The following is a 25,230-nucleotide window of genomic DNA, read 5'->3' on the forward strand; positions in this document are numbered from 1 at the left end:
CTGGAGAGGATGCGGTCAAAATTACTCTTCACTGGCCGTAACCTCGGTGCTTGAAGGGGGGCCGCCATATTCGGGCTTGAGCTTGCCGTCATCGGTCAACAGCCAGGCATCCATCACTTGACGGACCACCGGCGCGGCGACGCCCGAACCGGACTCGCCGTTCTCGACCATCACGGCGACCACGATCTTCGGGTCGTCCGCCGGAGCGAAGCCGACAAACAGGGCGTGGTCGCGGTGGCGCTCCTGGACTTTGGAACGGTCATATTTTTCGCCTTGCTTGATCGCAACCACCTGGGCCGTACCGCTCTTGCCGGCAATGCGATATTGCGCGCCGATCGCCGCCTTGCGCGCCGTGCCCCGGGCGCCGTGCATCACCTGCTGCATGCCGTGGTTGACCTTGGTCCAGTCCGACGGGTCACGCAGCACAATGTCCGGGATCGGGTTTTCATCCACCGGCTTTTCGCCTTCGATGGTGCGGGCCAGGTGCGGACGGTTCCAGATGCCTTTGTTGGCCACCAACGCCGTGGCCTGGGCCAGTTGCAGCGGTGTCGCCTGCATATAGCCCTGGCCGATGCCCAGGATCAGAGTCTCGCCGGGGAACCACGCCTGGCGGCGGGTCGCACGCTTCCATTCGCGCGACGGCATCAGGCCTGGGGATTCTTCGAACATGTCCAGGGAGACTTTCTGACCCAACCCGAACTTGCCCATGTAGGCCGACAGGCGATCGATCCCCAGCTTGTGGGCCAGGTCGTAAAAATAGGTGTCGTTGGACCGCATGATCGCGGTGTCCAGGTCGACATAGCCGTCACCGGTGCGGTTCCAGTTACGGTATTTGTGATCGTAATTAGGCAGCATGTAGTAGCCGGGGTCGAACACGCGACTCGACGCCGTGACCACGCCCGCGTCCAGGCCGGCAATCGCTACCGCCGGCTTGATCGTCGAACCCGGCGGATACAGGCCGCGCAACACCCGGTTGAACAGCGGCCGGTCGATGGAATCGCGCAGCTCGGCGTAGGCCTTGAAGCTGATCCCGGTCACGAACAGGTTGGGGTCGAAACTGGGCTGGCTGACCATGGCCAGGACTTCGCCGGTACTCGGGTCCAGCGCCACCACCGCGCCACGTCGCCCGCCCAAGGCCATCTCGGCCGCTTCCTGCAACTTGATGTCCAGGCTCAGCACAATGTCCTTGCCCGGCACCGGATCGGTACGCTTGAGCACCCGCAACACACGGCCGCGGGCGTTGGTCTCGACCTCTTCGTAACCCACCTGGCCGTGCAGCTCGGGCTCGTAGAAACGCTCGATGCCGGTCTTGCCGATATGGTGGGTGCCGCTGTAATTGACCGGATCGAGGCTTTTCAGCTCTTTCTCGTTGATCCGCCCCATATAACCGACGGAGTGCGCGAAGTGCGGCCCTTGCGGGTAATGCCGCACCAACTGCGCCACCACTTCCACGCCCGGCAGGCGGAACTGGTTCACCGCGATCCGGGCGATCTGCTCTTCGGTCAGCTCGAACAGGATCGGCACCGGCTCGAACGGCCGACGCCCCTGTTTCATGCGCTTTTCGAAGATCGCCCGATCTTCCGGGGTCAGTTGCAGCACGTCGACGATCACATCGAGAACCTGCTGCCAGTCGCCGGAGCGTTCGCGGGTCATGCTCAGGCTGAAGCTGGGCCGGTTATCCGCGACCACCACGCCGTTGCGGTCGAAAATCAGGCCACGGGTCGGCGGAATCGGCTGCACATGCACCCGGTTGTTTTCCGACAGAGTGGAGTGATAGTCGTACTGGATCACCTGCAGGAAATACAGGCGCGCGATCAACACCCCGATCAACGTCACCACCATGATCGCGCCAAAAACCACGCGCGAGCGCACCAGACGTGCGTCTTTCTCGTGGTCCTTGATGCGGATCGGCTGAGTCATCGGGAGGGGCGCAGACTATTTGTGGTAAGGGTGCCCGGACAGAACTGTCCAGGCGCGATACAGCTGTTCACCGATCAGGATCCTTACCAGCGGGTGCGGCAACGTCAGCGCCGACAGCGACCAGCGTTGGTCCGCCCGCGCGCAGACTTCCGGCGCCAGCCCCTCGGGGCCGCCGACCATGAAGTTGACGGTGCGCGAGTCCAGGCGCCAGCGATCCAGTTCCACCGCCAATTGCTCGGTGCTCCAGGGTTTGCCGTGGACTTCGAGGGTGACGATGCGCTCGTTGGGACCGACCTTGGCCAGCATGGCTTCGCCTTCCTGACGGATAAAGCGCGCCACGTCGGCGTTCTTGCCCCGGGTATTGAGCGGAATTTCCACCAGCTCAAGCGACAGCTCGGCGGGCAGACGCTTGGCATATTCATGCCAGCCTTCTTCCACCCACTTGGGCATGCGTGAACCGACAGCGATCAGACGCAGGCGCACAGCCGTTCCTTATTCCTGGTCTTTGTTGAGCTTGTCGAAGTGCGCGTGGCCCACTTCCGGGCTGTGGTGCTTGCCATCAGCGGCACGGCTCTGTTCGGCGCCTTTCCACAGACGCTCCAGGTCGTAGAACTGACGGGCGTTGGAGGTCATCATGTGAACGATCACGTCGTCCATGTCCAGCAGCACCCAGTCGCTGTCGCCCTTGCCTTCTTCACCCAGCGGCTTCACGCCCTGGGCTTTGACGGCTTCGCGCACTTTGTCGAGCATCGCGCCGATCTGGCGGTTGGAGGTACCGGTGGCGATGATCATGAAGTCGGTGATGCTCTGCTTGTCGCGCACGTCCAGCACCTGGATGTCCTGGGCCTTGACGTCTTCCAGGGCCGCCACGGCGACTTTCACCAGTTCTTCGCCAGCCAGTTCCGGGCCAACGTGGGCTTCAACCGGCAGTGGCGCGCTCTTGAAGGTGCCTTTGCGCTTAACTTTGCTTACGTCTTTGTTCGTCATATAAAACTCGTTTTGCTCGTATGTTCGGGCGCTCGCTGCACGACTGTTCGTGCGTTCAAGCGCGCCTTTTCAGTTCGACGCACGGTAAAGCCCGTGCGCATCGATGTAGGCCAGGACCGCGTCAGGCACCAGGAAACGTACCGACTTCCCGCTGGCCAGCAGTTGACGGATCTGGGTGGCGGACACCGCAAGCGGGGTCTGCCAGACGAATGCAATATTCCCGTTCGGCCCGGTCAGGGCCAAGGGGTCACTTACCGACCGCGCGGCCAGCAGGTTGCGCAAGGCATCCGGCGGTTCGCTGTCGGCATCCGGGCGTTGCAAAACCAGGATGTGGCAATGCTGGAGGAGTTCCTCCCAGCGATGCCAAGAGGGCAGGCCGCAAAATGCGTCCCAGCCCAAAAGCAGAAACAACTGGTCGTCCGCGGCCAACTCGGCACGCATCAGTTCCAGGGTGTCGACAGTGTAGGACGGTTTATCGCGCTTGAGCTCGCGGTCGTCCACCACCAGCGGCGGTATGCCAGCTACGGCAAGGCGCACCATTTCCAGGCGCTGCTGCGCTGACACCTGCGGCGTATCGCGGTGCGGCGGCCGGGCATTGGGGGTCAGGCGCAATTCATCCAGCGCGAGGGCATCCGCGACTTCCAGGGCACTGCGCAAATGGCCGATATGCACGGGGTCAAAGGTGCCGCCGAGCAACCCGATGCGTTTACCCATCAAGCGCGCACATGCCCGTCGCCGAACACTACGTACTTCTCGCTGGTCAGGCCTTCCAGGCCAACCGGGCCACGTGCGTGGAGCTTGTCGGTGGAGATACCGATCTCCGCGCCCAGGCCATACTCGAAGCCGTCGGCAAAACGCGTCGAGGCGTTGACCATCACCGAAGCGGAGTCCACTTCGGTGAGGAAACGCCGGGCATCGCTGAAATGCTCGGTAACAATGGCATCGGTGTGCTTGGAGCCGTATTTGTTGATGTGCTCGATGGCCTGATCCAGGTCGTCGACGATGCGGATCGACAGGATCGGCGCCGTGTACTCGGTGTACCAGTCTTGCTCGGTGGCTTCGATCACGTCCGCGCCGAGCAGCGCACGGGTGCGCTCGCAACCGCGCAGCTCAACGCCCTTGTCGCGGTAGATGGCAGCCAGCGGCGGCAGCACGCGATCGGCAATGCCGGCGTGCACCAACAGGGTTTCCATGGTGTTGCACGGCGCGTAACGGTGGGTCTTGGCGTTGTCGGCGATGCGGATCGCCTTGTCGATGTCGGCGGCGATGTCGATGTAAACGTGGCACACGCCGTCCAGGTGCTTGATCACTGGCACCTTGGCATCACGGCTGACGCGTTCGATCAGGCTCTTGCCACCGCGCGGCACGATCACGTCGACGAATTCCGGCATGGTGATCAGCGCGCCGACGGCGGCGCGGTCGGTGGTTTCCACCACTTGCACCACTTCGGCCGGCAATTCGGCCACGGCCAGGCCCTGCTGGATGCAGGCGGCAATCGCACGGTTGGAGTGGATCGCCTCGGAACCGCCGCGCAGGATGGTGGCATTGCCAGACTTGAGGCACAGGCTCGCGGCGTCGATGGTCACGTTCGGGCGCGACTCATAGATGATGCCGATCACGCCCAGGGGCACGCGCATCTTGCCGACCTGGATGCCGGACGGCAGGTAACGCATATCGCGGATTTCACCGATGGGGTCAGGCAGCTTGGCCACCTGACGCAGGCCTTCGATCATGTCGTCGATACGCGCCGGGGTCAGCGCCAGGCGGTCGAGCAACGCCGGTTCCAGGCCATTGGCGCGGCCGTTGGCCAGGTCCAGTTCGTTGGCGGCGGTCAACTCGGAGCGCGAAGCATCCAGAGCATCGGCGGCGGCCAGCAAGGCACGGTTTTTCTGCGCGGTGCTCGCACGGGCGATCAACCGCGAGGCCTGACGGGCAGCGCGACCCAGGCGGGTCATGTAGTCAAGAACGGACTCAGTCATGGTCAGGGAGTCTTGGCAAAGAGGAAAGCGGCAGATTATAGCTGTGACGCCGCCCGACTGACAGCGGTGAGGGGCGGATGGTCGAAATGAACTGTAAAAACCTGGGGTTCAGCCGTAATTAAGGTGGGAGTTGTTATTATTCCGTCACATTTAGCCGTATTAACCCTGAAGGCCATGTCGAGTTTCACCCCCCAACTCCCTGCCAGCGCCCTGCCCGACCGCTTCTTCGACCGCGATGCGCAACTGCTTGCGCGGGAATTGCTCGGCAAAATCATCCGTCATCGGGTCGGCGATCTCTGGCTTTCGGCGCGGATTATTGAAACCGAAGCGTATTACGTGGCCGAAAAAGGCAGTCATGCCTCACTGGGCTACACAGAAAAGCGTAAGGCTTTGTTTCTGGATGGCGGTCATATCTATATGTACTACGCCCGTGGCGGCGATTCGCTGAACTTCAGTGCCCAGGGCCCGGGCAATGCAGTATTGATCAAATCCGCCTATCCCTGGGTCGATGAGACCTCCGGCCCGGCCAGTTTGGCGCAGATGCTGCTGAACAACCCGGACGCCAATGGCAGGCCACGCGCCTCGCAGAAGCTCTGCGCCGGCCAGACCTTATTGTGCAAGGCGCTGGGCCTGAAAGTGCCGATGTGGGATGCCAAGCGCTTCGACCAGGAGCGGCTCTATGTAGAAGACGTCGGCCAGGTGCCGACGCACATTATCCAGACCACCCGCCTGGGCATTCCCGGCGGCCGGGACGAACACTTGATGTACCGCTTCGTCGATGCAGGCTATGCGCCTTATTGCACGCGGAACCCGCTGCGCCGGGGCCAGGTCGAAGGCCGCGACTATTTTTTGATTTGAAACGGTGACGAGGGAGTGAAGAAATATGGGCCAATGGCTCGATAGCATCACCGGCTGGCTGACCCTGAACCCCCAATGGCTGGCGGCGGCGGTGTTTATCGTGGCGTGCGTGGAATGCCTGGCCATTGCCGGTTTGATCGTGCCCGGCACCGTGCTGCTGTTCGCCATTGCCGTGCTGGCCGGCAACGGTGCGCTGTCGTTGAGTGAAACCCTGCTGCTGGGTTTTCTCGGCGGCCTGGTGGGCGATGGGGTGTCCTACTTCCTGGGACGCCATTTCCACCAGAACATCCGGCGCCTGCCCGGCCTGCGGCATCACCCTGAATGGATGAACGGCGCCGAGACCTACTTCCACAAGTACGGCATCGCCAGCCTGCTGGTCGGACGTTTCATCGGCCCGTTGCGCCCCATGCTGCCGATGGTGGCTGGCATGTGCGACATGCCGTTCCCACGCTTTGCCCTGGTCAGCATTCTCGCGGCGGCCGGCTGGACAGTCGCGTACCTGCTGCCGGGCTGGGCGACCGGCGCGGCTTTCCGCCTGCCATTGCCGGCGGGGTTCTGGCCCGAGGCGGGAATTGTCGCGGCATGCCTGGCGGTGTTGCTGGGGCTGAGCTTGAACAGCAGCCTGCGCGGCCATCGCCGTGCCACAGGGTGGATAGGTTGCGCCAGCCTGACCCTGTTGATCGCCCTGTTTATCGGCTACCCGCACCTCAACGACTTCGACCAGGGGCTGAGCGCCCTGGTGCAGGAGCATCGCAGCGCCTGGCTGGACGAGACCATGGTGAGGCTCACCCAACTGGGCGAGTTCAAGAAGATGTTTGTCGCCAGCGCCCTGTTCACCGGCCTGTTGTTACTCGCACGCCAATGGCGCCACGCGCTGTTTGTCGGCATCACGCTGGGCGTGGCCGCGGTGATCAATACCGCCACCAAGCTATTTTTTGCCCGCGGTCGCCCGGAAATCCTCACCGACCCGCTGACCAGCTTCAGCATGCCCAGCGGCCACGCCTCCGGCGCATTCGCGTTTTTCCTGGCGCTGGCGGTATTGGCCGGGCGCGGGCAGCCCACGCGCCTGCGCCTGACCTGGCTGCTGCTGGGCTGCATCCCCGCGGCATTCATCGCGTTGTCGCGGGTTTACTTGGGTGCCCACTGGCCCACCGACATCCTCGCCGGAATGCTGCTGGCGATGAGCGTGTGTGCATTGAGCCTGAGCGCAATCCAATACCGCAGCCCGCTGCCGCCGATGTCGCAGAAAGCCTGGTGGCTGGTATTGCCTGCCGTGGTGGCGGTGCTCGGCTTCATCGCCTTCAGCGGCACCTCGCACGCCCTGCTCAGGTATGCCTACTGACCCTTGGCCGGGCCGATCCAATCGATTGGCGCGGTTCGGCGCTCAACGCAACGTTCGCGCCGCTCCAGCAGCATTTCATCGGCAATTTCTGCGGCACGCTCGGCGATGTATTCCGGGCCGCGCTGTGCATCCTGCGCGAGCAGTTGTGAGGTAATGCTGACAAAAAAAGCGTCCCAGGCCGCCTGCTCCGATTGCGCTAGCCGAATCATGTTCATCCCCTGATCAGTGGTTGTGTGATCGGAAACTATTTCAGCCCGCGCGATGGGAGCAACGCAGAAATGTCTGAAAGCAGCACCAGACAATTCTGAAGATCAGGTGAACAGCTCACCTTGCAGTTCATCCAGCAGCCTCTGGATCGCATCCAGCCGTTGTTGCGGATCGTCGAGCTGCAGCAGGTCGATCTTGTCGGCCTCGGTGAACGGCAGCAAATACGCCAATTGATTGCCCAGGGCCTGCTGGCCGTCGGCATCGGCGCCCATGTCCAGCGAGGCCACCATCGGGTGTTCGGCCAGGGCCTGGAGCAAGGCCTGCAGGTCGGCGTCCGCCTCTTCCAGCGCGTGGTCCGGCCGCTCTTCCAGCCATTGCACCTCGGCCACCAGCAACTGGTCCTTCTGCACCTCGGCATCGCGGACACGGAAGCGCCGCCCGCCCTCGACACGAATGCCCAGCAGGCCGTTATCCTGCTGTTTGAAGTCGCGAATCAGCGCTTCACAGCCGATCAGCGCGTAGCCATCCGGGGCCGCGCCCACCTCTTTGCCGTCGAAGATGCACACCACGCCGAAACTTTCGCCCTTTTTCATGCAGCGGCTGATCATGTCCAGGTAGCGCGCCTCGAACAATTGCAGGTCGAGGGTGCAGCCAGGGAACAGCACGGTGTTGAGCGGGAACAGCGCCAGACTCATAAAGGTTTCCTTAACCCTGGTTCAAACAATCACCGACACGGCCAGCGGCAGGAACACCGCCGTCGCCACGCCCATCAGACTCATGGCCAGCGCCGCAAAGGCGCCGCACTCTTCGCTTTCCTGCAGGGCCACCGACGTGCCGACGGCGTGAGCGGTCATGCCCAGCGCCATACCGCGCGCCTCGGGGCTGTGGACGCCCAGGCGCGACAAGTACGCCGGGCCGATCATCGCCCCGATCACGCCGGTGATCAGCACGAACACCGCGGCCAACGCGGCCACGCCGCCGATCTGCTCGGCCACCAGCATGGCAATCGGCGAGGTCACGGACTTGGGTGCCATGGTCATCAACATCCTGTGTTCGGCACCGAACCACCAGCCCAGCAACACACACAGGCCGGTGGCCAACACACCACCTATCACCAGCGTAGTAAAAATCGGCCAGAACAATTGACGAATCCGACGCAGGTTCAGATAGAGCGGCACCGCCAGGGCCACGGTCGCCGGGCCCAGCAGGATGCTCATGATCTCGGTGCTCTTGCGGTACTCGGCGTAACTCAGGCCACAGGTGAGCAGCACGCCGATCACCAGCAGCATGGACACCAGCACCGGCTGCAGGAAGATCCAGCGGGTTTTCTCGAAGCCCGCGAGCACCAGTTGATAGGCGCCGAGGGTGATGCCGATGCCGAACAGCGGATGATGAATCACCGCCGCCCATGCGCCTTGCCAGTCGAAGGTCATGATTGCTCCTCCTGCTGCGCCTGGCGCTTGACCAGTTTTTGCATCAGCACGCCAACGAACCCCATGGCGATCACCAGCGACAACACCAAGGCACCGACGATGGCCCAAAAGTCTGCGGCGATGTCCTTGGCATACACCATCACCCCGACCGCCGGCGGCACCAGCAGCAAGGGCAAGTAACGCAGCAGGCTGCTGGCCGCCAGGCTCAGCGGCTCGCCGACTTCGCCGCGCCACACCAGGTAACCCAGCATCAGCAGCAGACCGATGATCGGCCCCGGCAACACCGGCAGCAGCAAATGGTTGATCGCCGTGCCGATCAATTGAAACAGCACCAGCCATGTCAGACCGCGTAATAGCATCCGTCCTTCCCCCCTCAAGACCCACCCGCATTATAAGCATGCCCGCGCTATGCTCCGGCATTCGCCATAAGCATGGTGGGTTGACCGGGCTGGTTGCCCATGATGATCTAACATGGTTCTCGCACATCAATAAAAACCGATGAACCAAGGAGAGACGCAATGCCCTATGTACCCGTAGCGCAGCTCAAAGATTATGTCGGCAAGGAACTGGGACGTTCCGACTGGCTCACCATCGACCAGGCCCGCATCAACCTGTTCGCAGAAGCCACTGGCGACCATCAGTTCATCCACGTCGACCCGGTCAAGGCCGCGCAAACCCCGTTCGGCAGCACCATCGCCCACGGTTTCCTGTCGCTGTCGCTGATGCCCAAGTTGATGGAAGACATCCTGATCATGCCCGAAGGCCTGAAAATGGCGGTCAACTACGGCTTGGACAGCGTGCGCTTTATCCAGCCGGTGAAGGTCAATTCCAAGGTCCGCCTGAACGTGACCCTCACCGACGTCACCGAGAAAAAACCCGGCCAATGGCTGTTCAAGGCCACCGCCACCCTGGAAATCGAAGGCCAGGAGAAACCCGCTTACATTGCCGAGTCGTTGTCGCTCTGCTTCGTGTAACCGCCTCCTTGTTCCCTGTAGGAGCTGGCTTGCCAGCGAAAAGCCCCCAGACGCCACATTCCCCCTGAATGCTCGCGTTTTCGTTGACCACCTTCGCCGGCAAGCCGGCTCCTACAGGTCATCATTCCCCAACAGACCACTAGGTATGGCTCCTTCGCTGCGGCATACTCGGCGCTCAATTATCCGGATCCCGCTATGCGCCCACTCGCTCCCCTTGCCCTTGTCCTGTTGCTCACCGCTTGCGGAGACGGCGAATCGCTGTTGCCGCCCGATGCGCGCCTGCCCGACGGCGGCCGTTACCGGGGTGATGTGGTCAATGGCTTGCTGCAAGGCCAGGGCCGCGTGGACTACCCCAACGGCAGTTGGTACGCCGGCCAGTTCGACAAAGGCCTGTGGCACGGCCAGGGCGAATGGCATGGCAGCAACGGCGAAGTCTATAAAGGCCAGTTCCAGCAAGGCCTGTTTGACGGCCAGGGCAGCCTGACCACTGCGGGCAGCCACTATGTCGGTGGCTTCAAGCAAGGCCGGCGCAACGGCGAAGGCACCCTCAAAGAGGGGCAAATGACCTATCGCGGCGAATTCAAGGACGACCAGTATTCCGGCCTCGGGCGCCTGGAGCTGGCCGACGGCAGCCAATACCAGGGCCAGTTCGCCCACGGCAAGCCCAACGGCGAAGGCCAGCGCAACGACGACAGCGGCAACCAGTTCAGCGGCCACTTCGTCGATGGCCAGCTGGAAGGCAACGGCACCTTCAACAGCGCTGACGGCGACATCTACGTCGGCCAGTTCAAACAGAACCAATTGAACGGCAAGGGTCGCTACGAAAACGCCGACGGCGACGTGTGGATCGGCCAGTTCAAGGAAGGCGCCCTCGGCGGCAAGGGCGAGTTGATCGGCGTCGATGGCAGCCACTACATTGGCCAGTTCAGCGATTGGCGCTTCAGCGGCGAAGGCCGCCTGAACCTCACCGACGGCAGCTTCTATATCGGCGGTTTCGACAGCGACAACTACCAGGGCCGCGGCACCCTGGTGCTCGCCGACGGCACCGTGCAAGCCGGCACCTGGGTCAACGGCATGCGCGTGCGCGACGCCGACGGCAAGCTGTTGCCCGACCCGTTGGAAATCGGCGTGCTGGCCCAAGGCCGCCTGCTCGATGCTGCCCTCGCCGCCGTGCCTCCTTCGACCCCCGCCGTGGAACTGTACACCCTGGTACTCGCCGGCGACGGCAAACAGAGCGTGTTCCTGCGCGAAGCCGATTACGTCAGCAACATGCTCGCCAGCCGCTTCGGTGCGCGCGGGCAGATTCGCCTGGTCAACCACCGCGACCATATCGCCGACCGCCCGCTGGCTACCCGCGAAAGCCTGCGCCGTGCGGTGCAGACCCTGGCAGAACGCAGCGGGCCGGAGGACCTGGTGTTTATCTACCTGACCAGCCACGGCACCCACGAAAGCGAACTGGTGCTCGATCAGCCGCGCATGGAGCTGGCCGACCTGCCGGCCGATGAGCTCGCCGCAGTACTCACGCCGTTGAAGAACCGCGACAAGGTCGTGGTGATTTCCGCGTGTTACTCCGGCGGTTTCATTCCCGCGCTGAAAGACGAGCACACCTTGATCATGACCGCTTCCCGCGCCGACCGCGTGTCGTTTGGCTGTTCCGAGGAAGCCGACTTCACCTACTTCGGCGATGCCCTTTTCGCCCAAGCCTTCAACCAGACCGACGACTTGCAGCAAGCCTTCAAGCTGGCGCAACTGCACGTGACCGAACGCGAACAGGCGGACAACTTCGAAGCCTCCGAACCGCAGATCTGGGCCCCCAAAGGCGTGATCGCCCATTGGCAACTATTACGCAAGCAGCAAGCACGAAAGGCGCTCGAAAGCGTCTCAATGAATAGCAAGGAAGCTAAAGGCAACTAAGCTGTAACGTGTAACAAAGGGGGAAACACCATGTACCTGACGCCTCAGCATATTTTGCTCGCAGGAGCCTCTGGCCTGACCGGCGAACACCTGCTCGATCGCCTGCTCAACGAACCCACCGTGACCCGTGTGCTGGCGCCCAGCCGCAAGCCGTTGGCCGAACATCCACGCCTGGAAAACCCAGTGGGCGACCCGGCGGTGGTCCTGCCGCAACTGCGTGGCCAGGTCGATATCGCCTTCTGCTGCCTGGGCACCACGATCAAGCAAGCCGGCTCCGAGGAAGCCTTTCGCGCGATCGACCTGGACCTGGTCGTGGCCTTTGCCAAGCGCGCGCGGGAAATGGGCGCGCGGCACCTGATTGTCATCAGCGCGATTGGCGCCGACCCGAAATCCTCGATCTTCTACAACCGGATCAAAGGGCAAATGGAAGACGCCTTGAAAGCCCAGGGTTGGCCGCAACTGACCATCGTGCGGCCGTCGCTGTTGCTGGGGGAGCGCCTCGAACCGCGCCTGGCCGAGCAATTGGCCGGGCCGTTGTCACGGCTGATTCCAGGCAAGTACCACGGCATCGAAGTGTGCGAACTGGCACGCGCCATGTGGCGCCTGGCGCTGGAAGAGCAAGATGGTGTGCGCGTGGTCGAATCGGACGAGTTGCGCAAGCTGGGTAAATAAACCCTGCCAACCGAGCTGCCAGCTCAACATGTGGGTTCAGATGGGGCCTGAGCGCGGAGTCACAGCCCACCCGTGGCGTTGAACCCTACCCCCAACACCGTCAACACCGACAGCGGCAACAGCAGGGTATCGAGCAACGCGCTGGCTGGCAGGTCGACGCCGGGATAGCTCGGCGCCTCGGCGCCAAAACGGTCCATCGCGCAACAGCCGCCGTTCATCGCATACAGGTCCAGCCGCGTGCCGGCATACACCACCGGCGCGCCAGGCTTCGCCGCATCCAGCGTGCGCGCGGTGGCGCAGCCCGCCAGTTGCAACGCCAGCAACACCAACAGCGCCTTATTCATCGCTGCTCAAATGGTGCTCACCCCAACGCGGGAGCATGTCCTGGGGAATGTTCAGCAGGTTGAGAATCCGCGCCACCACAAAATCCACCAGGTCATCGATGGTCTGCGGCTGGTGATAGAAACCGGGCGACGCCGGCAAGATGGTCACTCCCATGTTCGACAACTTGAGCATGTGCTCCAGGTGAATGCTCGAATACGGCGCCTCACGCGGCACCAAAATCAGCTGGCGCCGCTCTTTCAACGTCACATCGGCGGCCCGTTCGATCAAATTGTTGCAGGCGCCCGTGGCAATCGCCGACAACGTACCGGTGGAACACGGCACCACCACCATCGCCGCCGGCGCGCCGGAGCCGGAGGCCACCGGAGACATCCAATCCTCTTTACCGTAAACCTTGATCTGCCCCGCCGCCGCACCGGTGTACTCGGTGAGGAACGCCTGCATCATCTGCACCTTGGGCGGCAGCGCGACATCGGTCTCGGTGGCCATCACCAGTTGCGCGGCCTTGGAGATCAGGAAATGAACTTCACGCTCCTCGCGCACCAGGCAGTCGAGCAGGCGCAAGCCATAGGGCGCGCCGGATGCGCCGGTCATCGCCAGCGTCACGCGCTCGGGCCCGCTCATTTCAGGGCCTCGGCCAATTTGCCGTGCAGGCCGCCGAAGCCGCCGTTACTCATGACCACCACGTGGGTGCCGGGCGTGGCCTGTTGCTTGACGTGTTCAATGATGCCTTCGATCGAATCGCAGACCGTCGACGGCACGTGACACAGCGCCGCAATGGCGGGCAGGTCCCAGCCCAGGTTGGCCGGTGCGTACCAGACCACTTGGTCCGCATCATTGACGCTCTCCGGCAAGCCATCGCGGTGCGCGCCGAGCTTCATGGAGTTGGAGCGCGGTTCGATAATGGCAATGATCGGCGCATCACCGACCCGCTTGCGCAGGCCATCAAGGGTGGTGGCAATCGCCGTCGGGTGGTGGGCAAAGTCGTCGTAGATGGTAATCCCATTCACATCGGCAACCTTTTCCATGCGTCGTTTCACACTTTTGAACGCACTCAGGGCCGCGATGCCCATGGAAGGCACCACGCCAACATGCCGTGCCGCCGCCAAGGTGACCAGGGCGTTGGCAACGTTGTGCTGGCCGGTCATGTCCCAGTCGACCACACCCTGGGCCTCGCCTTCGAACAGCACTTCAAATGTCGAACCGTCTTCACTGAGCAAGCTGACCTGCCACTGCCCGCCCGCGCCGGTGGTTTGCACCGGCGTCCAGCAGCCCATGTCGATGACGCGCTGCAAGGCCGGCTCGGTGGTCGGGTGGATCACCAGGCCCTCACTCGGGATGGTGCGTACCAAATGGTGGAACTGCCGCTCGATGGCCGCCAGATCGGGGAAGATATCCGCGTGATCGAACTCCAGGTTATTCAGGATCGCCGTGCGCGGGCGGTAGTGGACAAACTTGGAGCGTTTGTCGAAGAACGCGCTGTCGTATTCATCGGCTTCGATCACGAAGAACGGCGTATCGCCCAGGCGCGCCGACACCGAGAAGTTCTGCGGTACGCCGCCGATCAGGAAACCCGGGCTCATGCCCGCGTGCTCCAGCACCCAGGCCAGCATGCTGCTGGTGGTGGTCTTGCCGTGCGTACCAGCGACCGCCAGCACCCAGCGCCCTTGCAGCACATGGTCGGCCAGCCATTGGGGGCCGGACACATACGGCAAACCTTTGTTCAGTACGTACTCGACCGCCGGGTTGCCCCGAGACATGGCGTTGCCGATCACCACCAGGTCGGGGACCGGATCGAATTGGGATGGATCATAGCCCTGGGTCAATTCGATGCCCTGGGCTTGCAGTTGCGTACTCATGGGCGGATAGACGTTGGCATCGGAACCCGTCACATGGTGGCCCAACTCCTTGGCCAGAACCGCCATCGAGCCCATGAAAGTACCGCAAATACCGAGAATATGAATGTGCATGGTCGACCTCGTAAAACATCGAGGCAGGTTAGCGCAGGGAGGGGGAAATCGCACTCTTTTAGCGGTACACGCCAGCTCAATCGTCTGAATTCGGCCGGCAGTGCGGTCGTTGAGCCCGGTGCCGTCACCCGCCGTGACTGCACCGGACTCAGCGTATACGAGGGGTCATTATGGGGTGTCAATTAATAACCCGCATCAGACAAACTGCATCGAGGATGGCGGCCCCTTCGGCTCCAACACCGTATTGATACGGGAGATCTGGTTTAAAACAGCCTGATTGCGTCGATCCAATGTTTCAAGGCGGCGCACAGGGTCTTTCTCGGTGGCGGCGGTATCACTTTTAAAGGGCCTGAATATAAAATCATTTTCCTTAGCGATTAATTCCAAGTTCGACTCGACGGTGTTGTATTGCTTTTCCAACATATCAAGTCGGGCAGTTGTCTCGGTTGGCCAATCGGGGCTTTTATCCAAGGCTTGACCCTCGCTCCCTTCGGTATAGGCCTGGATCGTATTACTGACCAAGAGCAGTTTTAATTCTGCATTGTCCAAGTGCAACGCCAGGTCTTGCGGCGATGAAGGACTCGGCGCCGATCCCGCCACACCGTTCTGTTGACTCGGCGCGGGCTGGTGCGCGGGAGGAAGTAAGGGGGTATTGGCGCTGAACGCCCCCTTGATCTGCTCGCCACTCCATACGGAGCCTGCGTAAGTACCAATACTCAATGGCGTACTGACCAAGCCGTTGACTGCGGCATTCACGAAAGCGTCCCGTGTCACGGTTTTCAGATCTGGCCCGGTCTTGAACACGCCAGCCTTGACCAGGCGATCGGCAGTGACGAGGTTTTGCGCCACCTCGCCAAACGTCTTGGGAACGGGGTGAGACCTGGAAGGAAGGGTAGAGCCCCCGAACCGGTTGTTATTAATCAGATCTCGAAAGGGCTTATTAGATGCATGAGTGGAAGGTGGGTTTGAGAAAAACGGTCCCTTATTAACCTGATTATATTGACCGGGCGTCCCAGACGGCACGCGGGAAGTGCTATGCGTCGGCCTGCGGAAAAAACGTCCGAAATCAATTCCCCTTTTGCTACGAACCTGCGTGTCCGAGTTCAAACGTTCAGCATCATAAGTAAGCTCGGAGCGATCATTTTGCCAAGTAGCCGAAGCGGCGTTGCGCGGGTTACCGGTCGATCCAGTATTATTGGCAGCTTGAGTAACATCAGCTGAAACGTCACTGGACGGTACTGTAGTATAAGTTGGAACACCTGTAACATTCATAATCATCACCTTAGTCAGTCAATAAAAACTTGCATTCACTGGGTGACAAAAATATCTATCTCAGTTCCACCGAAACAATATTACATGCATTTACTTCCGCACCAGCCAGGACACACTTTCTCAACAATTAACCCACAAAAGCAAAAGCAGTAAATCCCCCTACAATCAACAATTAAAAACCGCGCCCACACACTCGACAACAACTTACGAATTACAACGCCGAACGCAGTTCAATGCCATGTTTGCGTAACTTTCGATATAACGTGTTGCGGCTCACCCCCAACCGTTCAGCCACAAGGGTCATATGCCAGCGCTGCTGCGTCAGGACCTTCAACAATGCCAGGCGCTCGGCATCCTCAAGCAGCGACAGCGGGGGGACATCCGCAGCAGGCGTAGTCAAGGACGCCGGGCGGATCATCGGCGGCAAATCATCGACACCGATCAACGCGCCGTCACACAGTGCAACCAGGGTGCGCAACACCGTGCGCAACTGCCGCACATTGCCCGGCCAGGCGAACGCCAGCAATGCCTGACGCGCGCCGGCATCGAGCGTTATCGTCTGCTCCCCGGCTTCCTGGGCCAGCAGAAAATCCAGCAATTGCGGCTTATCACTGCGCTCGCGCAACGGCGGCAAGCCGATTTCGAGGCCATTGAGTCGGTAGTACAAATCTTCACGAAAGCTGCCGGCCTGCACACGCTGCAACAAATCACGGTGGGTGGCGCTGATGACTCTCACGTTTACCGCCTGGGGCTCGCCGCCGATGGGCACTACCAGGCGATCCTCCAGCACCCTCAAGAGCCGGGTTTGCAAAGCCAGGGGCATGTCGCCGATTTCATCCAGGAACAACGTGCCCCCATCTGCCTGTTGCAGCTTGCCGCGCATGCCTTCCTTGCGGGCACCGGTGAAACTGCCGCCGCGATAGCCGAACAGTTCGCTTTCGATCAGGCTTTCCGGGATGGCGGCGCAGTTGAGCGCAACAAAAGCCTTGTCCGCACGCTGGCTGGCCTGGTGTACGGCCTTGGCGAAGGCCTCTTTGCCGGAACCGGTTTCACCGTTGACCAGCAGCGGCACATCACGCTCGAACACGCGCAACGCCTTGCGAAAATCGCTTTGCAACGCGGAATCGCCCAGGCAGATACCGAGCAGACGCTCGGGCTTGGCGGCAACCACCGGCTGCGGCGGTACGGGCACCGGCACACTGCGCGGCTGGCCGCGCAACGCGGCAAACAGATGTCGACCGTCCCGCGTCCGCAGCGGCCAACTCGCTGTGGCATTGGCGCTGGCGCGGCCCAGCAGTTGATCCAGGGTGCATTCGAAAAGCGCTTCCACAGGCTGCCCCAGCAAGCCACCACGCATCTGCCCCAACAGGTTCAGGGCACTTTGGTTGACTGCGCAAATGCGCCCTTCACCGTCGAACGCCAGCAGCCCTTCACTGAACAAGCCCACGGACTCCGCCTGCAAGTGAAAACGCAGCAGCCAGTGGTGTTCAAAGTGACGCAGGAAGTAACAACTCTCGATCATCTTCGCCGACAGGTTGACCAGCGCCATGGTGTGGAACTGGCTCTGACGCGACACCGCTTCCCGCGCCGACGACACGTCCAGCACCGCCAGCAACTCACCATGGGGATCGAACACCGGGCTCGCCGAACAGGTCAGCCCGGTGTGGCGCCCGCGAAAATGCTCATCGCGGTGAATGGTCAACGACTGGCGCTCCACCAGGCAGGTGCCGATGCCATTGGTGCCTTCGCAGGCCTCGCTCCAGTCGGCGCCGAGCCACAACCCGGCGCGCTCGAAAATCTTGCGCTCGGACGGCGCGGTGACGCAGTTGAGGATCACCCCGCGCGCGTCGGTGAGCAACACGGCGTGACCGGCGCCCGAAAGTTGCTGATGCAGGCTGTTCATCTCGCCGCCAGCGATGTGCAGCACCTGCTGCAGGCGCTCGCGGCTTTCCAGCAGACGGCCATGTTCGAGCACGGTGGGGGCGATGCTCAGCGCAGGGTCGAGGTGATAATCCTCCAGGCAACGCAGCCAGGAGCGGGCGATGGACGGGTCGCTGCCGGGGCCCTGGGAAAGGTCTTGCCCACGGGTCACGGTCAAGACTTGCTGGGCATGGCGACTGAAATGATCGTGATGCATGTTCTTATTATTCTCCCTGCGTGAGAACGTCCAGCATCCCCCAGCCACCCGGCCATTGCAATCCCGCGCCGACCCACCGGTCACAGGTTGTACCGTGCATGGCACAAACTGTCACACAGACTGTACCAAGGCTGGCACAGCCGCACTTTTTGGCTCTCGCCAACCCCCTGATTTAACTGGCTTGCAAGGCAGTGGCCCGACCTTTGCTCTACGCTTTATCAAGCGCTTGCCGCGCTGCACTCCAATAAACATAAAAAGCCAGGAGATACCCACCATGCGTTACGCACACCCCGGTACTGAAGGCGCCATCGTTTCGTTCAAGGCCAAGTACGGCAACTACATCGGCGGCGAATTCGTGGCGCCGATCGATGGCAACTACTTCACCAACACTTCCCCGGTCAACGGCAAGCCCATCGCCGAATTCCCACGTTCCACCGCCAAAGACATCGACAAGGCGCTGGACGCCGCGCATGCCGCCGCCGACGCCTGGGGCAAAACCTCTGCCCAGGACCGCTCGCTGGTGCTGCTGAAGATCGCCGACCGTATCGAACAGAACCTCGAACTGCTGGCCATCACCGAAACCTGGGACAACGGCAAGGCCGTGCGTGAAACCCTCAACGCCGACATCCCGCTGGCCGCCGACCACTTCCGCTACTTCGCCGGTTGCATCCGCGCCCAGGAAGGCAGCAGCGCCGAAATCAACGAACACACCGCCGCCTATCACTTCCATGAGCCCCTGGGCGTGGTCGGCCAGATCATCCCGTGGAACTTCCCGCTGCTGATGGCCGCCTGGAAACTCGCCCCGGCCCTGGCCGCCGGCAACTGCGTGGTGCTCAAGCCGGCCGAGCAAACCCCGCTGGGCATCAACGTGCTGATGGAAGTCATCGGCGACCTGCTGCCGCCGGGCGTGCTGAACGTGGTCCACGGTTTCGGCAAAGAAGCCGGCGAAGCCCTGGCCACCAGCAAGCGCATCGCCAAGATCGCCTTCACCGGCTCTACCCCGGTGGGCGCGCACATCATGCATTGCGCGGCCGAGAACATTATTCCGTCCACCGTTGAACTGGGTGGCAAGTCGCCGAACATCTTCTTCGCCGACATCATGAAAGCCGAACCGCAATTCATCGAGAAAGCCGCCGAAGGCTTGGTGCTGGCGTTCTTCAACCAGGGCGAAGTGTGTACCTGCCCATCCCGCGCGCTGGTGGAAGAGTCGATCTACGACGACTTCATGAAAGTGGTGATGAAGAAGGTCGCGTCGATCAAGCGTGGCGACCCGCTGGACACCGACACCATGGTCGGCGCCCAGGCGTCCGAGCAGCAGTTCGACAAGATCCTGTCGTACCTGGAAATCGCCAAGGGCGAAGGCGCCGAGTTGCTGGCCGGCGGCAAGGTCGAGAAGCTGACAGGTGATCTGGCCACCGGCTATTACATCCAGCCGACCCTGCTCAAGGGCACCAACAAGATGCGGGTGTTCCAGGAAGAAATCTTCGGCCCGGTGGTGAGCATCACCACCTTCAAGGATGAAGCCGAAGCCCTGGCGATCGCCAACGACACCGAGTTCGGCCTCGGCGCCGGCCTGTGGACCCGCGACATCAACCGCGCCTACCGCATGGGCCGGGCGATCAAGGCGGGCCGCGTGTGGACCAACTGCTACCACCTGTACCCGGCGCATGCCGCGTTTGGCGGTTACAAGAAGTCCGGCGTCGGTCGTGAAACCCACAAGATGATGTTGGATCACTACCAGCAGACCAAGAACCTGCTGGTGAGCTACGACATCAATCCATTGGGCTTCTTCTAACCCAACACCGCCGGGGCGATAACCGCCCCCGTAGGAGCGAGCTTGCTCGCGAAGAACCTCAACGATTACGCGGATAGCCTGGCTCTGCGCGGTGCTCTGAAGTTTTTCGCGAGCAAACTCGCTCCTACATTACCCGGCGACAACTTGTCGGGACCAAAACAATAAGAATGAAAGGTACTTTCCCATGCCTAGCGAACCCACTGGATCCTCCGTCGACTTCGAAAAAGTCGATTCCCAATACTTCCAACAACGCGAACTGAAAAAAGGCGCCGCCGGCTGGGTGCTGCTGGTCGGCCTTGGCGTTGCCTACGTGATCTCCGGCGACTACGCCGGCTGGAACTTCGGCCTGGCCCAGGGTGGCTGGGGCGGCATGTTCCTCGCCACATTGCTGATGGCCACCATGTACCTGTGCATGTGCTTTTCCCTGGCCGAACTGTCTTCCATGATTCCTACTGCCGGCGGTGGCTACGGTTTTGCCCGCAGCGCCTTTGGCCCTTGGGGCGGGTTCCTGACGGGCACCGCGATCCTGATCGAATACGCCATCGCCCCCGCCGCCATCGCGGTGTTCATCGGCGCCTATTGCGAGTCGTTGTTCGGCATCGGCGGCTGGATGATTTACCTGGCGTTCTACATCATCTTCATCGGCATCCATATCTTTGGCGTGGGTGAAGCCTTGAAGCTGATGTTTGTCATCACCGCCGTCGCCGCCATTGCACTGGGCGTGTTCCTGGTCTCGATGGTGCCGCACTTCAACGTCGCCAACCTGCTCGACATCCCGGTGACCGACGCCAAGGGCGCCAGCACCTTCCTGCCATTCGGCTACGTCGGCGTGTGGGCGGCGATTCCGTATGCGATCTGGTTCTTCCTGGCAGTCGAAGGCGTACCGTTGGCCGCCGAAGAAACCAAGAACCCGAAGCGCGACCTGCCTCGCGGCCTGATCGGCGCCATTGTGGTGCTGACCAGTTTTGCCCTGCTGATCCTGGTGATTGCACCGGGCGGCGCTGGCACCTACGCGCTGATCAAGTCCGGCAACCCGCTGGTTGAAGCGTTGGCGCTGTCGTATGGCGGCTCGACCTGGATGGGCAGCTTCGTCAACCTGGTCGGCCTGGCGGGCTTGATCGCCAGCTTTTTCTCGATTATCTACGCCTATTCGCGGCAGATCTTCGCGTTGTCCCGCGCCGGCTACCTGCCGCGCAAACTGTCCCAGACCAACAAAAGCAAGGCGCCGGTCCTGGCGCTGGTGATCCCCGGCATTATCGGTTTCGGCCTGTCGCTGACCGGCCAGGGCGACCTGCTGATTCTGGTGGCGGTGTTTGGCGCGACCATTTCCTACGTGCTGATGATGGCCGCGCACATCACCCTGCGCATCCGTCGCCCCAAAATGGATCGTCCGTACCGCACGCCGGGCGGCATCTTTACCTCCGGCGTGGCCCTGGTATTGGCCTGCGTGGCCGTGGTGGCGGGCTTTCTGGTCGACCCGCGAGTGGTGATTGGCGCTGCAATCATCTATGGAGTATTAATTGCTTACTTTGCTTTCTACAGCCGGCATCACTTGGTAGCAGGCACGCCGGAAGAAGAGTTCGCGGCGATCCAGGCCGCAGAGGCCGCCTTGCACTGACTGCCGTAAACCTCGACGCGGGCGCCTTACCCATATTTGCCCGCGTCATCAAGGAGACACTGTATGGCAAGTTTTTCCCACGCGGTGGGTGCATCGACCTACCGCTTCGACAGCCTCAAGGACGTGATGGCCAAGGCCAGCCCCGCCCGTTCAGGCGACTTCCTCGCTGGCGTCGCCGCACAGAACGATGGCGAGCGGGTGGCGGCGCAAATGGCCTTGGCGAATATCCCGCTGAAGCACTTCCTGCAAGAGGCGCTGATTCCCTATGAAAGCGACGAAGTCACCCGGCTGATCATCGACACCCACGATAAACAGGCGTTTACCGCCGTCAGCCACCTGACCGTCGGCGGCCTGCGCGACTGGCTGCTCAGTGACGCAGCCGATGAACAATCCCTACGCGCCTTGGCGCCAGGGCTGACACCAGAAATGGCCGCCGCCGTGTCGAAGATCATGCGCGTGCAAGACCTGGTGCTGGTCGCGCAGAAGATCCGCGTGGTCACCCGGTTTCGCGGCACCATGGGCCTGCGCGGCCGCTTGTCGACCCGCCTGCAACCCAACCACCCCACCGACGAACCGGCGGGCATCGCGGCGAGCATTCTCGACGGCCTGTTATACGGCAACGGCGACGCCATGATCGGCATCAACCCGGCCACCGACAGCATCGCCTCGATCTGCGCCATGCTGGAGATGCTCGACGCGATCATCCAGCGTTACGAAATCCCCACCCAGGCCTGCGTGCTGACCCACGTCACCACCTCCATCGAAGCCATCAACCGTGGCGTGCCGCTGGATCTGGTGTTCCAGTCGATCGCCGGCACCGAGGCGGCCAACGCCAGTTTCGGCATCAGCCTGAGCGTGCTGCAGGAGGGCTACGAAGCAGGCCTGAGCCTGAACCGTGGCACCCTCGGGCAAAACCTGATGTATTTCGAAACCGGCCAGGGCAGCGCCTTGTCGGCCAACGCGCACTTCGGCGTCGACCAGCAAACCTGTGAAACCCGCGCCTACGCCGTGGCTCGGCACTTCAAGCCGTTCCTGGTGAACACCGTGGTCGGTTTTATCGGCCCCGAGTACCTGTACAACGGCAAACAGATCATCCGCGCCGGCCTCGAAGACCACTTCTGCGGCAAGCTGCTGGGGGTGCCGATGGGTTGCGACATCTGCTACACCAACCACGCCGAAGCCGACCAGGACGACATGGACACCCTGCTGACCCTGCTGGGCGTGGCCGGGATCAACTTCATCATGGGCATTCCCGGTTCCGACGACATCATGCTCAACTACCAGACCACCTCGTTCCACGACGCCCTGTACGCCCGCCAGACATTGGGTTTAAAGCCGGCGCCGGAGTTTGAACAGTGGCTGGCGAACATGGGCATTTTCACGCAAGCCGACGGCAAAGTGCGCTTCGGCAACAGCCTGCCACCGGCGTTTCGCCACGCCTTGGCGCAATTGGGATGAAGGAGCCGCCCGTGCAACCAGACTTACCCGAAAACCCGTGGCTGGAACTGCGTCGCCTGACCCCGGCGCGCATCGCCCTGGGCCGTACTGGCACCAGCATCCCCACCAGCGCACAGTTGGACTTCCAATTCGCCCACGCCCAGGCGCGGGACGCGGTCCACCTGCCCTTCGACCACGTCGGCCTCAGCACTCAGCTCGCCGAACGCGGGCGTGACAGCCTGTTGCTGCACAGCGCCGCCGTCGACCGCCACAGCTACCTGCAACGCCCGGACCTGGGGCGGCGTCTGAGCGATGAGTCGGCCCAGGCCCTGCGCGACCATGCGGCGGCCAACCCCGGCGGTATCGACCTGGCCGTGGTGGTGGCCGATGGTCTGTCGGCGTTGGCGGTGCATAAACACACGTTGCCGTTTCTCACGCGCATGGAGGAACAGACCCACGCCGAAGGCTGGTCCTTGTCACCGGTGATCCTGGTGGAACAGGGCCGCGTCGCGGTGGCCGATGAGATTGGCCAGCTACTCGGCGCCAAGATGGTGGTGATCCTCATCGGTGAACGACCGGGGCTCAGTTCGCCGGACAGCCTGGGCCTGTATTTCACCTACAACCCCAAGGTTGGCCTCACCGACGCGTACCGCAACTGCATCTCCAACGTGCGCCTGGAGGGTTTGAGTTATGGCATGGCGGCCCATCGCCTGCTGTACTTGATGCGGGAGGCCTGCCGTCGGCAGTTGTCGGGGGTCAACCTCAAGGATGAGGCGCAGGTTCAGACCATCGAGTCAGATGACCCGGACTTGGTGAAAGGCAATTTCCTGCTCAGCCCGCCCACCGACTGATCCCCGCACGATTGCGCTTTTTCACGTCTTTAGGCAGCATCGAGTCACGGCCGCTCGCGTGGTCATATACCATCTGGAAGTTGAGGCCTGGCATGCGGATCACTCAAGCGACCCTGGAACACCTGGACCTGTTGACCCCGTTATTCGTCAAATACCGCGAGTTCTACGGGGCGCTGCCGTTCCCGGACTCTTCGCGGGCCTTCCTGGAAAAACGCCTGCGCCGCAAGGAATCGGTGATCTACCTGGCCCTGGCCGATGACGACGACAAGCGCTTGCTCGGGTTCTGTCAGCTGTACCCGAGCTTTTCTTCGTTGTCGCTCAAACGGGTGTGGATCCTCAACGACATCTATGTCGCCGAAGACGCGCGCCGGCAACTGGTGGCGGACAACCTGATGCGCGCGGCGAAGAAGATGGCCAAGGAAACCCATGCAGTGCGGCTGCGGGTGTCGACCAGCAGCAACAATAACGTGGCGCAGAAGACGTATGAGTCGATGGGTTTTCGCGAAGACAGCGAGTTCAAGAACTACGTGTTGCCGATCAGCGAAGACTGACCCCATCCCCCAAGCCCCCCAAAATTCCTGTGGGAGGAGCTTGCTCCCGATAGCCGTGGACCCGTCAGACTATTTATAACTGACACGCGCCCATCGGGGGCAAGCCCCCTCCCACATTTGGTTCGGTGGTGCTCTGGGAGCAGAGTGCCATGACATCCCCCGCTACAAAACCCACACACTCTTTTCACTTCTCAATCCGTATAATGCCGACCTTTCAGGGTTGTAAGAAGCGCGACAAATACTTGTAGCCTTATTACCCGAGCCTCCGCACAGGCCTGCTGAGTCGGGCCATTCACACAGGTGCCATCCATGGATTTCAACCCGCTTGACCTTATCCTGCATCTCGACGTCTACCTCGACCTGCTGGTAAAAAATTACGGTCTGTGGATCTACGCCATTCTGTTCCTTGTAATCTTTTGCGAAACTGGCCTGGTGGTCATGCCGTTCCTGCCGGGTGATTCATTACTGTTCATTGCCGGCGCGGTGGCGGCGGGTGGCGGCATGGACCCGGTCTTGCTCGCCGGTCTATTGATGTTGGCGGCGATCCTCGGCGACAGCACCAACTACGTGATCGGGCGAACAGCCGGCGAACGCCTGTTCAGCAACCCGAACTCGAAAATCTTCCGCCGCGACTACCTGCAAAAAACCCACGACTTCTACGACAAGCACGGCGGCAAAACCGTGACCCTGGCGCGCTTCCTGCCGATCCTGCGCACCTTTGCGCCGTTCGTCGCCGGTATCGCGAAAATGCCCTACCCGCGCTTCTTCGGCTTCAGCGTGCTGGGCACCGTCTTCTGGGTCGGCGGCCTGGTAACCCTGGGCTACTTCTTCGGCAACGTGCCGTTCATCAAGAAAAACCTCTCGCTGCTGGTGGTGTTCATCATCCTGCTGTCGCTGGTGCCGATGATCATCAGCGTGTTCCGCAGCCGCTTTGGTCGCGCGTCTTCCGAAGCCAAGCCGCAGTAACCTGC

At 61.8% G+C, this 25,230-nt stretch carries 25 protein-coding genes; 11 read left to right on the plus strand and 14 right to left on the minus strand.

Features of this window, described 5'->3' with window-relative positions:
* Positions 1-21: 21 nt before the first annotated feature.
* The 5 genes from mrdA to JN756_RS28440 form a co-directional block, all read right to left on the minus strand.
* Positions 22-1,920 carry a penicillin-binding protein 2 gene (gene mrdA, locus JN756_RS28420; RefSeq protein ID WP_046381927.1) on the minus strand — a complete coding sequence of 633 codons (1,899 nt, stop codon included), beginning with the start codon at positions 1,918-1,920 and terminating at the stop codon, positions 22-24.
* A gap of 15 nt (positions 1,921-1,935) precedes the next feature.
* Positions 1,936-2,403, minus strand: a complete 468-nt coding sequence (gene rlmH, locus JN756_RS28425; protein WP_003176297.1) for a 23S rRNA (pseudouridine(1915)-N(3))-methyltransferase RlmH — start codon at positions 2,401-2,403, stop codon at positions 1,936-1,938.
* A 9-nt stretch (positions 2,404-2,412) separates the two neighbouring features.
* Positions 2,413-2,907 (minus strand): ribosome silencing factor, encoded by a 495-nt coding sequence (gene rsfS / locus JN756_RS28430; protein WP_003176298.1) that lies wholly within the window; start codon positions 2,905-2,907, stop codon positions 2,413-2,415.
* 69 nt (positions 2,908-2,976) lie between these two features.
* Positions 2,977-3,621, minus strand: a complete 645-nt coding sequence (gene nadD, locus JN756_RS28435) for a nicotinate-nucleotide adenylyltransferase (protein ID WP_017848346.1) — start codon at positions 3,619-3,621, stop codon at positions 2,977-2,979.
* On the minus strand, positions 3,621-4,886 hold the full coding sequence (locus JN756_RS28440; RefSeq protein ID WP_046381926.1) for a glutamate-5-semialdehyde dehydrogenase: 1,266 nt from the start codon (positions 4,884-4,886) through the stop codon (positions 3,621-3,623). Before JN756_RS28440 ends, nadD begins: the two co-directional genes overlap by 1 nt.
* 174 nt (positions 4,887-5,060) lie before the next feature.
* Between JN756_RS28440 and JN756_RS28445 the strand changes: the two genes are divergently transcribed.
* Together JN756_RS28445 and JN756_RS28450 are read left to right on the plus strand one after the other, a co-directional pair.
* The gene (locus tag JN756_RS28445; RefSeq protein WP_046381925.1) at positions 5,061-5,744 is read left to right on the plus strand and encodes a DNA-3-methyladenine glycosylase; all 684 of its coding nucleotides are present in this window, start codon (positions 5,061-5,063) and stop codon (positions 5,742-5,744) included.
* 25 nt (positions 5,745-5,769) lie between these two features.
* Positions 5,770-7,086: a bifunctional DedA family/phosphatase PAP2 family protein gene (locus JN756_RS28450; protein ID WP_057005933.1), complete on the plus strand. Its 1,317-nt coding sequence runs from the start codon at positions 5,770-5,772 to the stop codon at positions 7,084-7,086.
* Here the strand turns inward: JN756_RS28450 and JN756_RS28455 are convergent.
* From JN756_RS28455 to JN756_RS28470, 4 genes are all read right to left on the minus strand, one after another.
* Entirely contained in the window at positions 7,080-7,295 is a 216-nt protein-coding gene (locus tag JN756_RS28455; protein WP_026140195.1) for a hypothetical protein, read from the minus strand. The genes JN756_RS28450 and JN756_RS28455 overlap by 7 nt on opposite strands.
* 102 nt (positions 7,296-7,397) lie before the next feature.
* The gene (locus JN756_RS28460; protein ID WP_017848351.1) at positions 7,398-7,988 is read right to left on the minus strand and encodes an LON peptidase substrate-binding domain-containing protein; all 591 of its coding nucleotides are present in this window, start codon (positions 7,986-7,988) and stop codon (positions 7,398-7,400) included.
* Positions 7,989-8,009: 21 nt separating this feature from the next.
* Positions 8,010-8,726: an LrgB family protein gene (locus JN756_RS28465; RefSeq protein ID WP_017848352.1), complete on the minus strand. Its 717-nt coding sequence runs from the start codon at positions 8,724-8,726 to the stop codon at positions 8,010-8,012.
* Entirely contained in the window at positions 8,723-9,085 is a 363-nt protein-coding gene (locus tag JN756_RS28470; RefSeq protein WP_017848353.1) for a CidA/LrgA family protein, read from the minus strand. The genes JN756_RS28465 and JN756_RS28470 overlap by 4 nt, the downstream gene beginning before the upstream one ends.
* 159 nt (positions 9,086-9,244) lie before the next feature.
* On the opposite strand from JN756_RS28470, the gene JN756_RS28475 reads away from it, so the two are divergent.
* The 3 genes from JN756_RS28475 (at position 9,245) to JN756_RS28485 (ending at position 12,286) form a co-directional block, all read left to right on the plus strand.
* Positions 9,245-9,700 (plus strand): MaoC family dehydratase, encoded by a 456-nt coding sequence (locus JN756_RS28475; protein ID WP_017848354.1) that lies wholly within the window; start codon positions 9,245-9,247, stop codon positions 9,698-9,700.
* A gap of 195 nt (positions 9,701-9,895) precedes the next feature.
* Positions 9,896-11,614: a C13 family peptidase gene (locus tag JN756_RS28480; protein WP_128191677.1), complete on the plus strand. Its 1,719-nt coding sequence runs from the start codon at positions 9,896-9,898 to the stop codon at positions 11,612-11,614.
* Between the two features lie 30 nt (positions 11,615-11,644).
* Positions 11,645-12,286: an oxidoreductase gene (locus JN756_RS28485; protein WP_046381921.1), complete on the plus strand. Its 642-nt coding sequence runs from the start codon at positions 11,645-11,647 to the stop codon at positions 12,284-12,286.
* 59 nt (positions 12,287-12,345) lie between these two features.
* Here JN756_RS28485 and JN756_RS28490 read toward each other — a convergent pair whose 3' ends face one another.
* From JN756_RS28490 to JN756_RS28510, 5 genes are all read right to left on the minus strand, one after another.
* A complete protein-coding gene (locus JN756_RS28490; protein ID WP_017848357.1) occupies positions 12,346-12,630 on the minus strand; it encodes a YceK/YidQ family lipoprotein in 285 nt (94 codons plus the stop codon).
* Positions 12,623-13,252 (minus strand): flavin prenyltransferase UbiX, encoded by a 630-nt coding sequence (gene ubiX / locus JN756_RS28495; protein WP_010206807.1) that lies wholly within the window; start codon positions 13,250-13,252, stop codon positions 12,623-12,625. Before ubiX ends, JN756_RS28490 begins: the two co-directional genes overlap by 8 nt.
* On the minus strand, positions 13,249-14,598 hold the full coding sequence (gene mpl, locus JN756_RS28500; protein ID WP_128191676.1) for a UDP-N-acetylmuramate:L-alanyl-gamma-D-glutamyl-meso-diaminopimelate ligase: 1,350 nt from the start codon (positions 14,596-14,598) through the stop codon (positions 13,249-13,251). The genes ubiX and mpl overlap by 4 nt, the downstream gene beginning before the upstream one ends.
* Before the next feature lie 195 nt (positions 14,599-14,793).
* Positions 14,794-15,870 carry a hypothetical protein gene (locus JN756_RS28505; RefSeq protein ID WP_128191675.1) on the minus strand — a complete coding sequence of 359 codons (1,077 nt, stop codon included), beginning with the start codon at positions 15,868-15,870 and terminating at the stop codon, positions 14,794-14,796.
* A gap of 211 nt (positions 15,871-16,081) precedes the next feature.
* Complete coding sequence (locus JN756_RS28510; RefSeq protein WP_057005937.1) at positions 16,082-18,007, minus strand: sigma-54-dependent Fis family transcriptional regulator; 1,926 nt, start codon at positions 18,005-18,007, stop codon at positions 16,082-16,084.
* Positions 18,008-18,281: 274 nt separating this feature from the next.
* On the opposite strand from JN756_RS28510, the gene exaC reads away from it, so the two are divergent.
* The 6 genes from exaC to JN756_RS28545 all read left to right on the plus strand — a co-directional run bounded on the left by exaC (position 18,282) and on the right by JN756_RS28545 (position 25,225).
* Entirely contained in the window at positions 18,282-19,802 is a 1,521-nt protein-coding gene (gene exaC / locus JN756_RS28515; protein WP_017848361.1) for an acetaldehyde dehydrogenase ExaC, read from the plus strand.
* A gap of 184 nt (positions 19,803-19,986) precedes the next feature.
* Complete coding sequence (eat, locus tag JN756_RS28525) at positions 19,987-21,420, plus strand: ethanolamine permease (RefSeq protein ID WP_017848362.1); 1,434 nt, start codon at positions 19,987-19,989, stop codon at positions 21,418-21,420.
* Between the two features lie 63 nt (positions 21,421-21,483).
* Complete coding sequence (locus JN756_RS28530; protein ID WP_017848363.1) at positions 21,484-22,878, plus strand: ethanolamine ammonia-lyase subunit EutB; 1,395 nt, start codon at positions 21,484-21,486, stop codon at positions 22,876-22,878.
* Positions 22,875-23,708, plus strand: a complete 834-nt coding sequence (gene eutC, locus JN756_RS28535) for an ethanolamine ammonia-lyase subunit EutC (protein WP_017848364.1) — start codon at positions 22,875-22,877, stop codon at positions 23,706-23,708. Before JN756_RS28530 ends, eutC begins: the two co-directional genes overlap by 4 nt.
* A gap of 92 nt (positions 23,709-23,800) precedes the next feature.
* The gene (locus JN756_RS28540; RefSeq protein WP_017848365.1) at positions 23,801-24,259 is read left to right on the plus strand and encodes a GNAT family N-acetyltransferase; all 459 of its coding nucleotides are present in this window, start codon (positions 23,801-23,803) and stop codon (positions 24,257-24,259) included.
* A gap of 309 nt (positions 24,260-24,568) precedes the next feature.
* A complete protein-coding gene (locus JN756_RS28545) occupies positions 24,569-25,225 on the plus strand; it encodes a DedA family protein (protein ID WP_057005938.1) in 657 nt (218 codons plus the stop codon).
* Positions 25,226-25,230 lie beyond the last annotated feature (5 nt).

This window comes from Pseudomonas sp. Y39-6 (genome assembly GCF_023651955.1).
GTDB lineage: Bacteria > Pseudomonadota > Gammaproteobacteria > Pseudomonadales > Pseudomonadaceae > Aquipseudomonas > Aquipseudomonas veronii.

Excerpts from the sequence above, each read along its gene's own strand:
- eat (WP_017848362.1), top strand. The coding sequence starts at position 19,987 with ATGCCTAGCGAACCCACTGGATCCTCCGTCGACTTCGAAAAAGTCGAT.
- JN756_RS28460 (WP_017848351.1), bottom strand. The coding sequence starts at position 7,988 with ATGAGTCTGGCGCTGTTCCCGCTCAACACCGTGCTGTTCCCTGGCTGC.
- JN756_RS28540 (WP_017848365.1), top strand. The coding sequence starts at position 23,801 with ATGCGGATCACTCAAGCGACCCTGGAACACCTGGACCTGTTGACCCCG.
- JN756_RS28485 (WP_046381921.1), top strand. The coding sequence starts at position 11,645 with ATGTACCTGACGCCTCAGCATATTTTGCTCGCAGGAGCCTCTGGCCTG.
- JN756_RS28530 (WP_017848363.1), top strand. The coding sequence starts at position 21,484 with ATGGCAAGTTTTTCCCACGCGGTGGGTGCATCGACCTACCGCTTCGAC.
- nadD (WP_017848346.1), bottom strand. The coding sequence starts at position 3,621 with ATGGGTAAACGCATCGGGTTGCTCGGCGGCACCTTTGACCCCGTGCAT.
- exaC (WP_017848361.1), top strand. The coding sequence starts at position 18,282 with ATGCGTTACGCACACCCCGGTACTGAAGGCGCCATCGTTTCGTTCAAG.
- JN756_RS28465 (WP_017848352.1), bottom strand. The coding sequence starts at position 8,726 with ATGACCTTCGACTGGCAAGGCGCATGGGCGGCGGTGATTCATCATCCG.
- mrdA (WP_046381927.1), bottom strand. The coding sequence starts at position 1,920 with ATGACTCAGCCGATCCGCATCAAGGACCACGAGAAAGACGCACGTCTG.
- eutC (WP_017848364.1), top strand. The coding sequence starts at position 22,875 with ATGAAGGAGCCGCCCGTGCAACCAGACTTACCCGAAAACCCGTGGCTG.
- JN756_RS28475 (WP_017848354.1), top strand. The coding sequence starts at position 9,245 with ATGCCCTATGTACCCGTAGCGCAGCTCAAAGATTATGTCGGCAAGGAA.
- JN756_RS28510 (WP_057005937.1), bottom strand. The coding sequence starts at position 18,007 with ATGCATCACGATCATTTCAGTCGCCATGCCCAGCAAGTCTTGACCGTG.
- JN756_RS28470 (WP_017848353.1), bottom strand. The coding sequence starts at position 9,085 with ATGCTATTACGCGGTCTGACATGGCTGGTGCTGTTTCAATTGATCGGC.
- JN756_RS28490 (WP_017848357.1), bottom strand. The coding sequence starts at position 12,630 with ATGAATAAGGCGCTGTTGGTGTTGCTGGCGTTGCAACTGGCGGGCTGC.
- JN756_RS28450 (WP_057005933.1), top strand. The coding sequence starts at position 5,770 with ATGGGCCAATGGCTCGATAGCATCACCGGCTGGCTGACCCTGAACCCC.
- JN756_RS28480 (WP_128191677.1), top strand. The coding sequence starts at position 9,896 with ATGCGCCCACTCGCTCCCCTTGCCCTTGTCCTGTTGCTCACCGCTTGC.
- JN756_RS28455 (WP_026140195.1), bottom strand. The coding sequence starts at position 7,295 with ATGATTCGGCTAGCGCAATCGGAGCAGGCGGCCTGGGACGCTTTTTTT.
- ubiX (WP_010206807.1), bottom strand. The coding sequence starts at position 13,252 with ATGAGCGGGCCCGAGCGCGTGACGCTGGCGATGACCGGCGCATCCGGC.
- rsfS (WP_003176298.1), bottom strand. The coding sequence starts at position 2,907 with ATGACGAACAAAGACGTAAGCAAAGTTAAGCGCAAAGGCACCTTCAAG.
- mpl (WP_128191676.1), bottom strand. The coding sequence starts at position 14,598 with ATGCACATTCATATTCTCGGTATTTGCGGTACTTTCATGGGCTCGATG.
- JN756_RS28545 (WP_057005938.1), top strand. The coding sequence starts at position 24,569 with ATGGATTTCAACCCGCTTGACCTTATCCTGCATCTCGACGTCTACCTC.
- JN756_RS28440 (WP_046381926.1), bottom strand. The coding sequence starts at position 4,886 with ATGACTGAGTCCGTTCTTGACTACATGACCCGCCTGGGTCGCGCTGCC.
- JN756_RS28445 (WP_046381925.1), top strand. The coding sequence starts at position 5,061 with ATGTCGAGTTTCACCCCCCAACTCCCTGCCAGCGCCCTGCCCGACCGC.
- JN756_RS28505 (WP_128191675.1), bottom strand. The coding sequence starts at position 15,870 with ATGAATGTTACAGGTGTTCCAACTTATACTACAGTACCGTCCAGTGAC.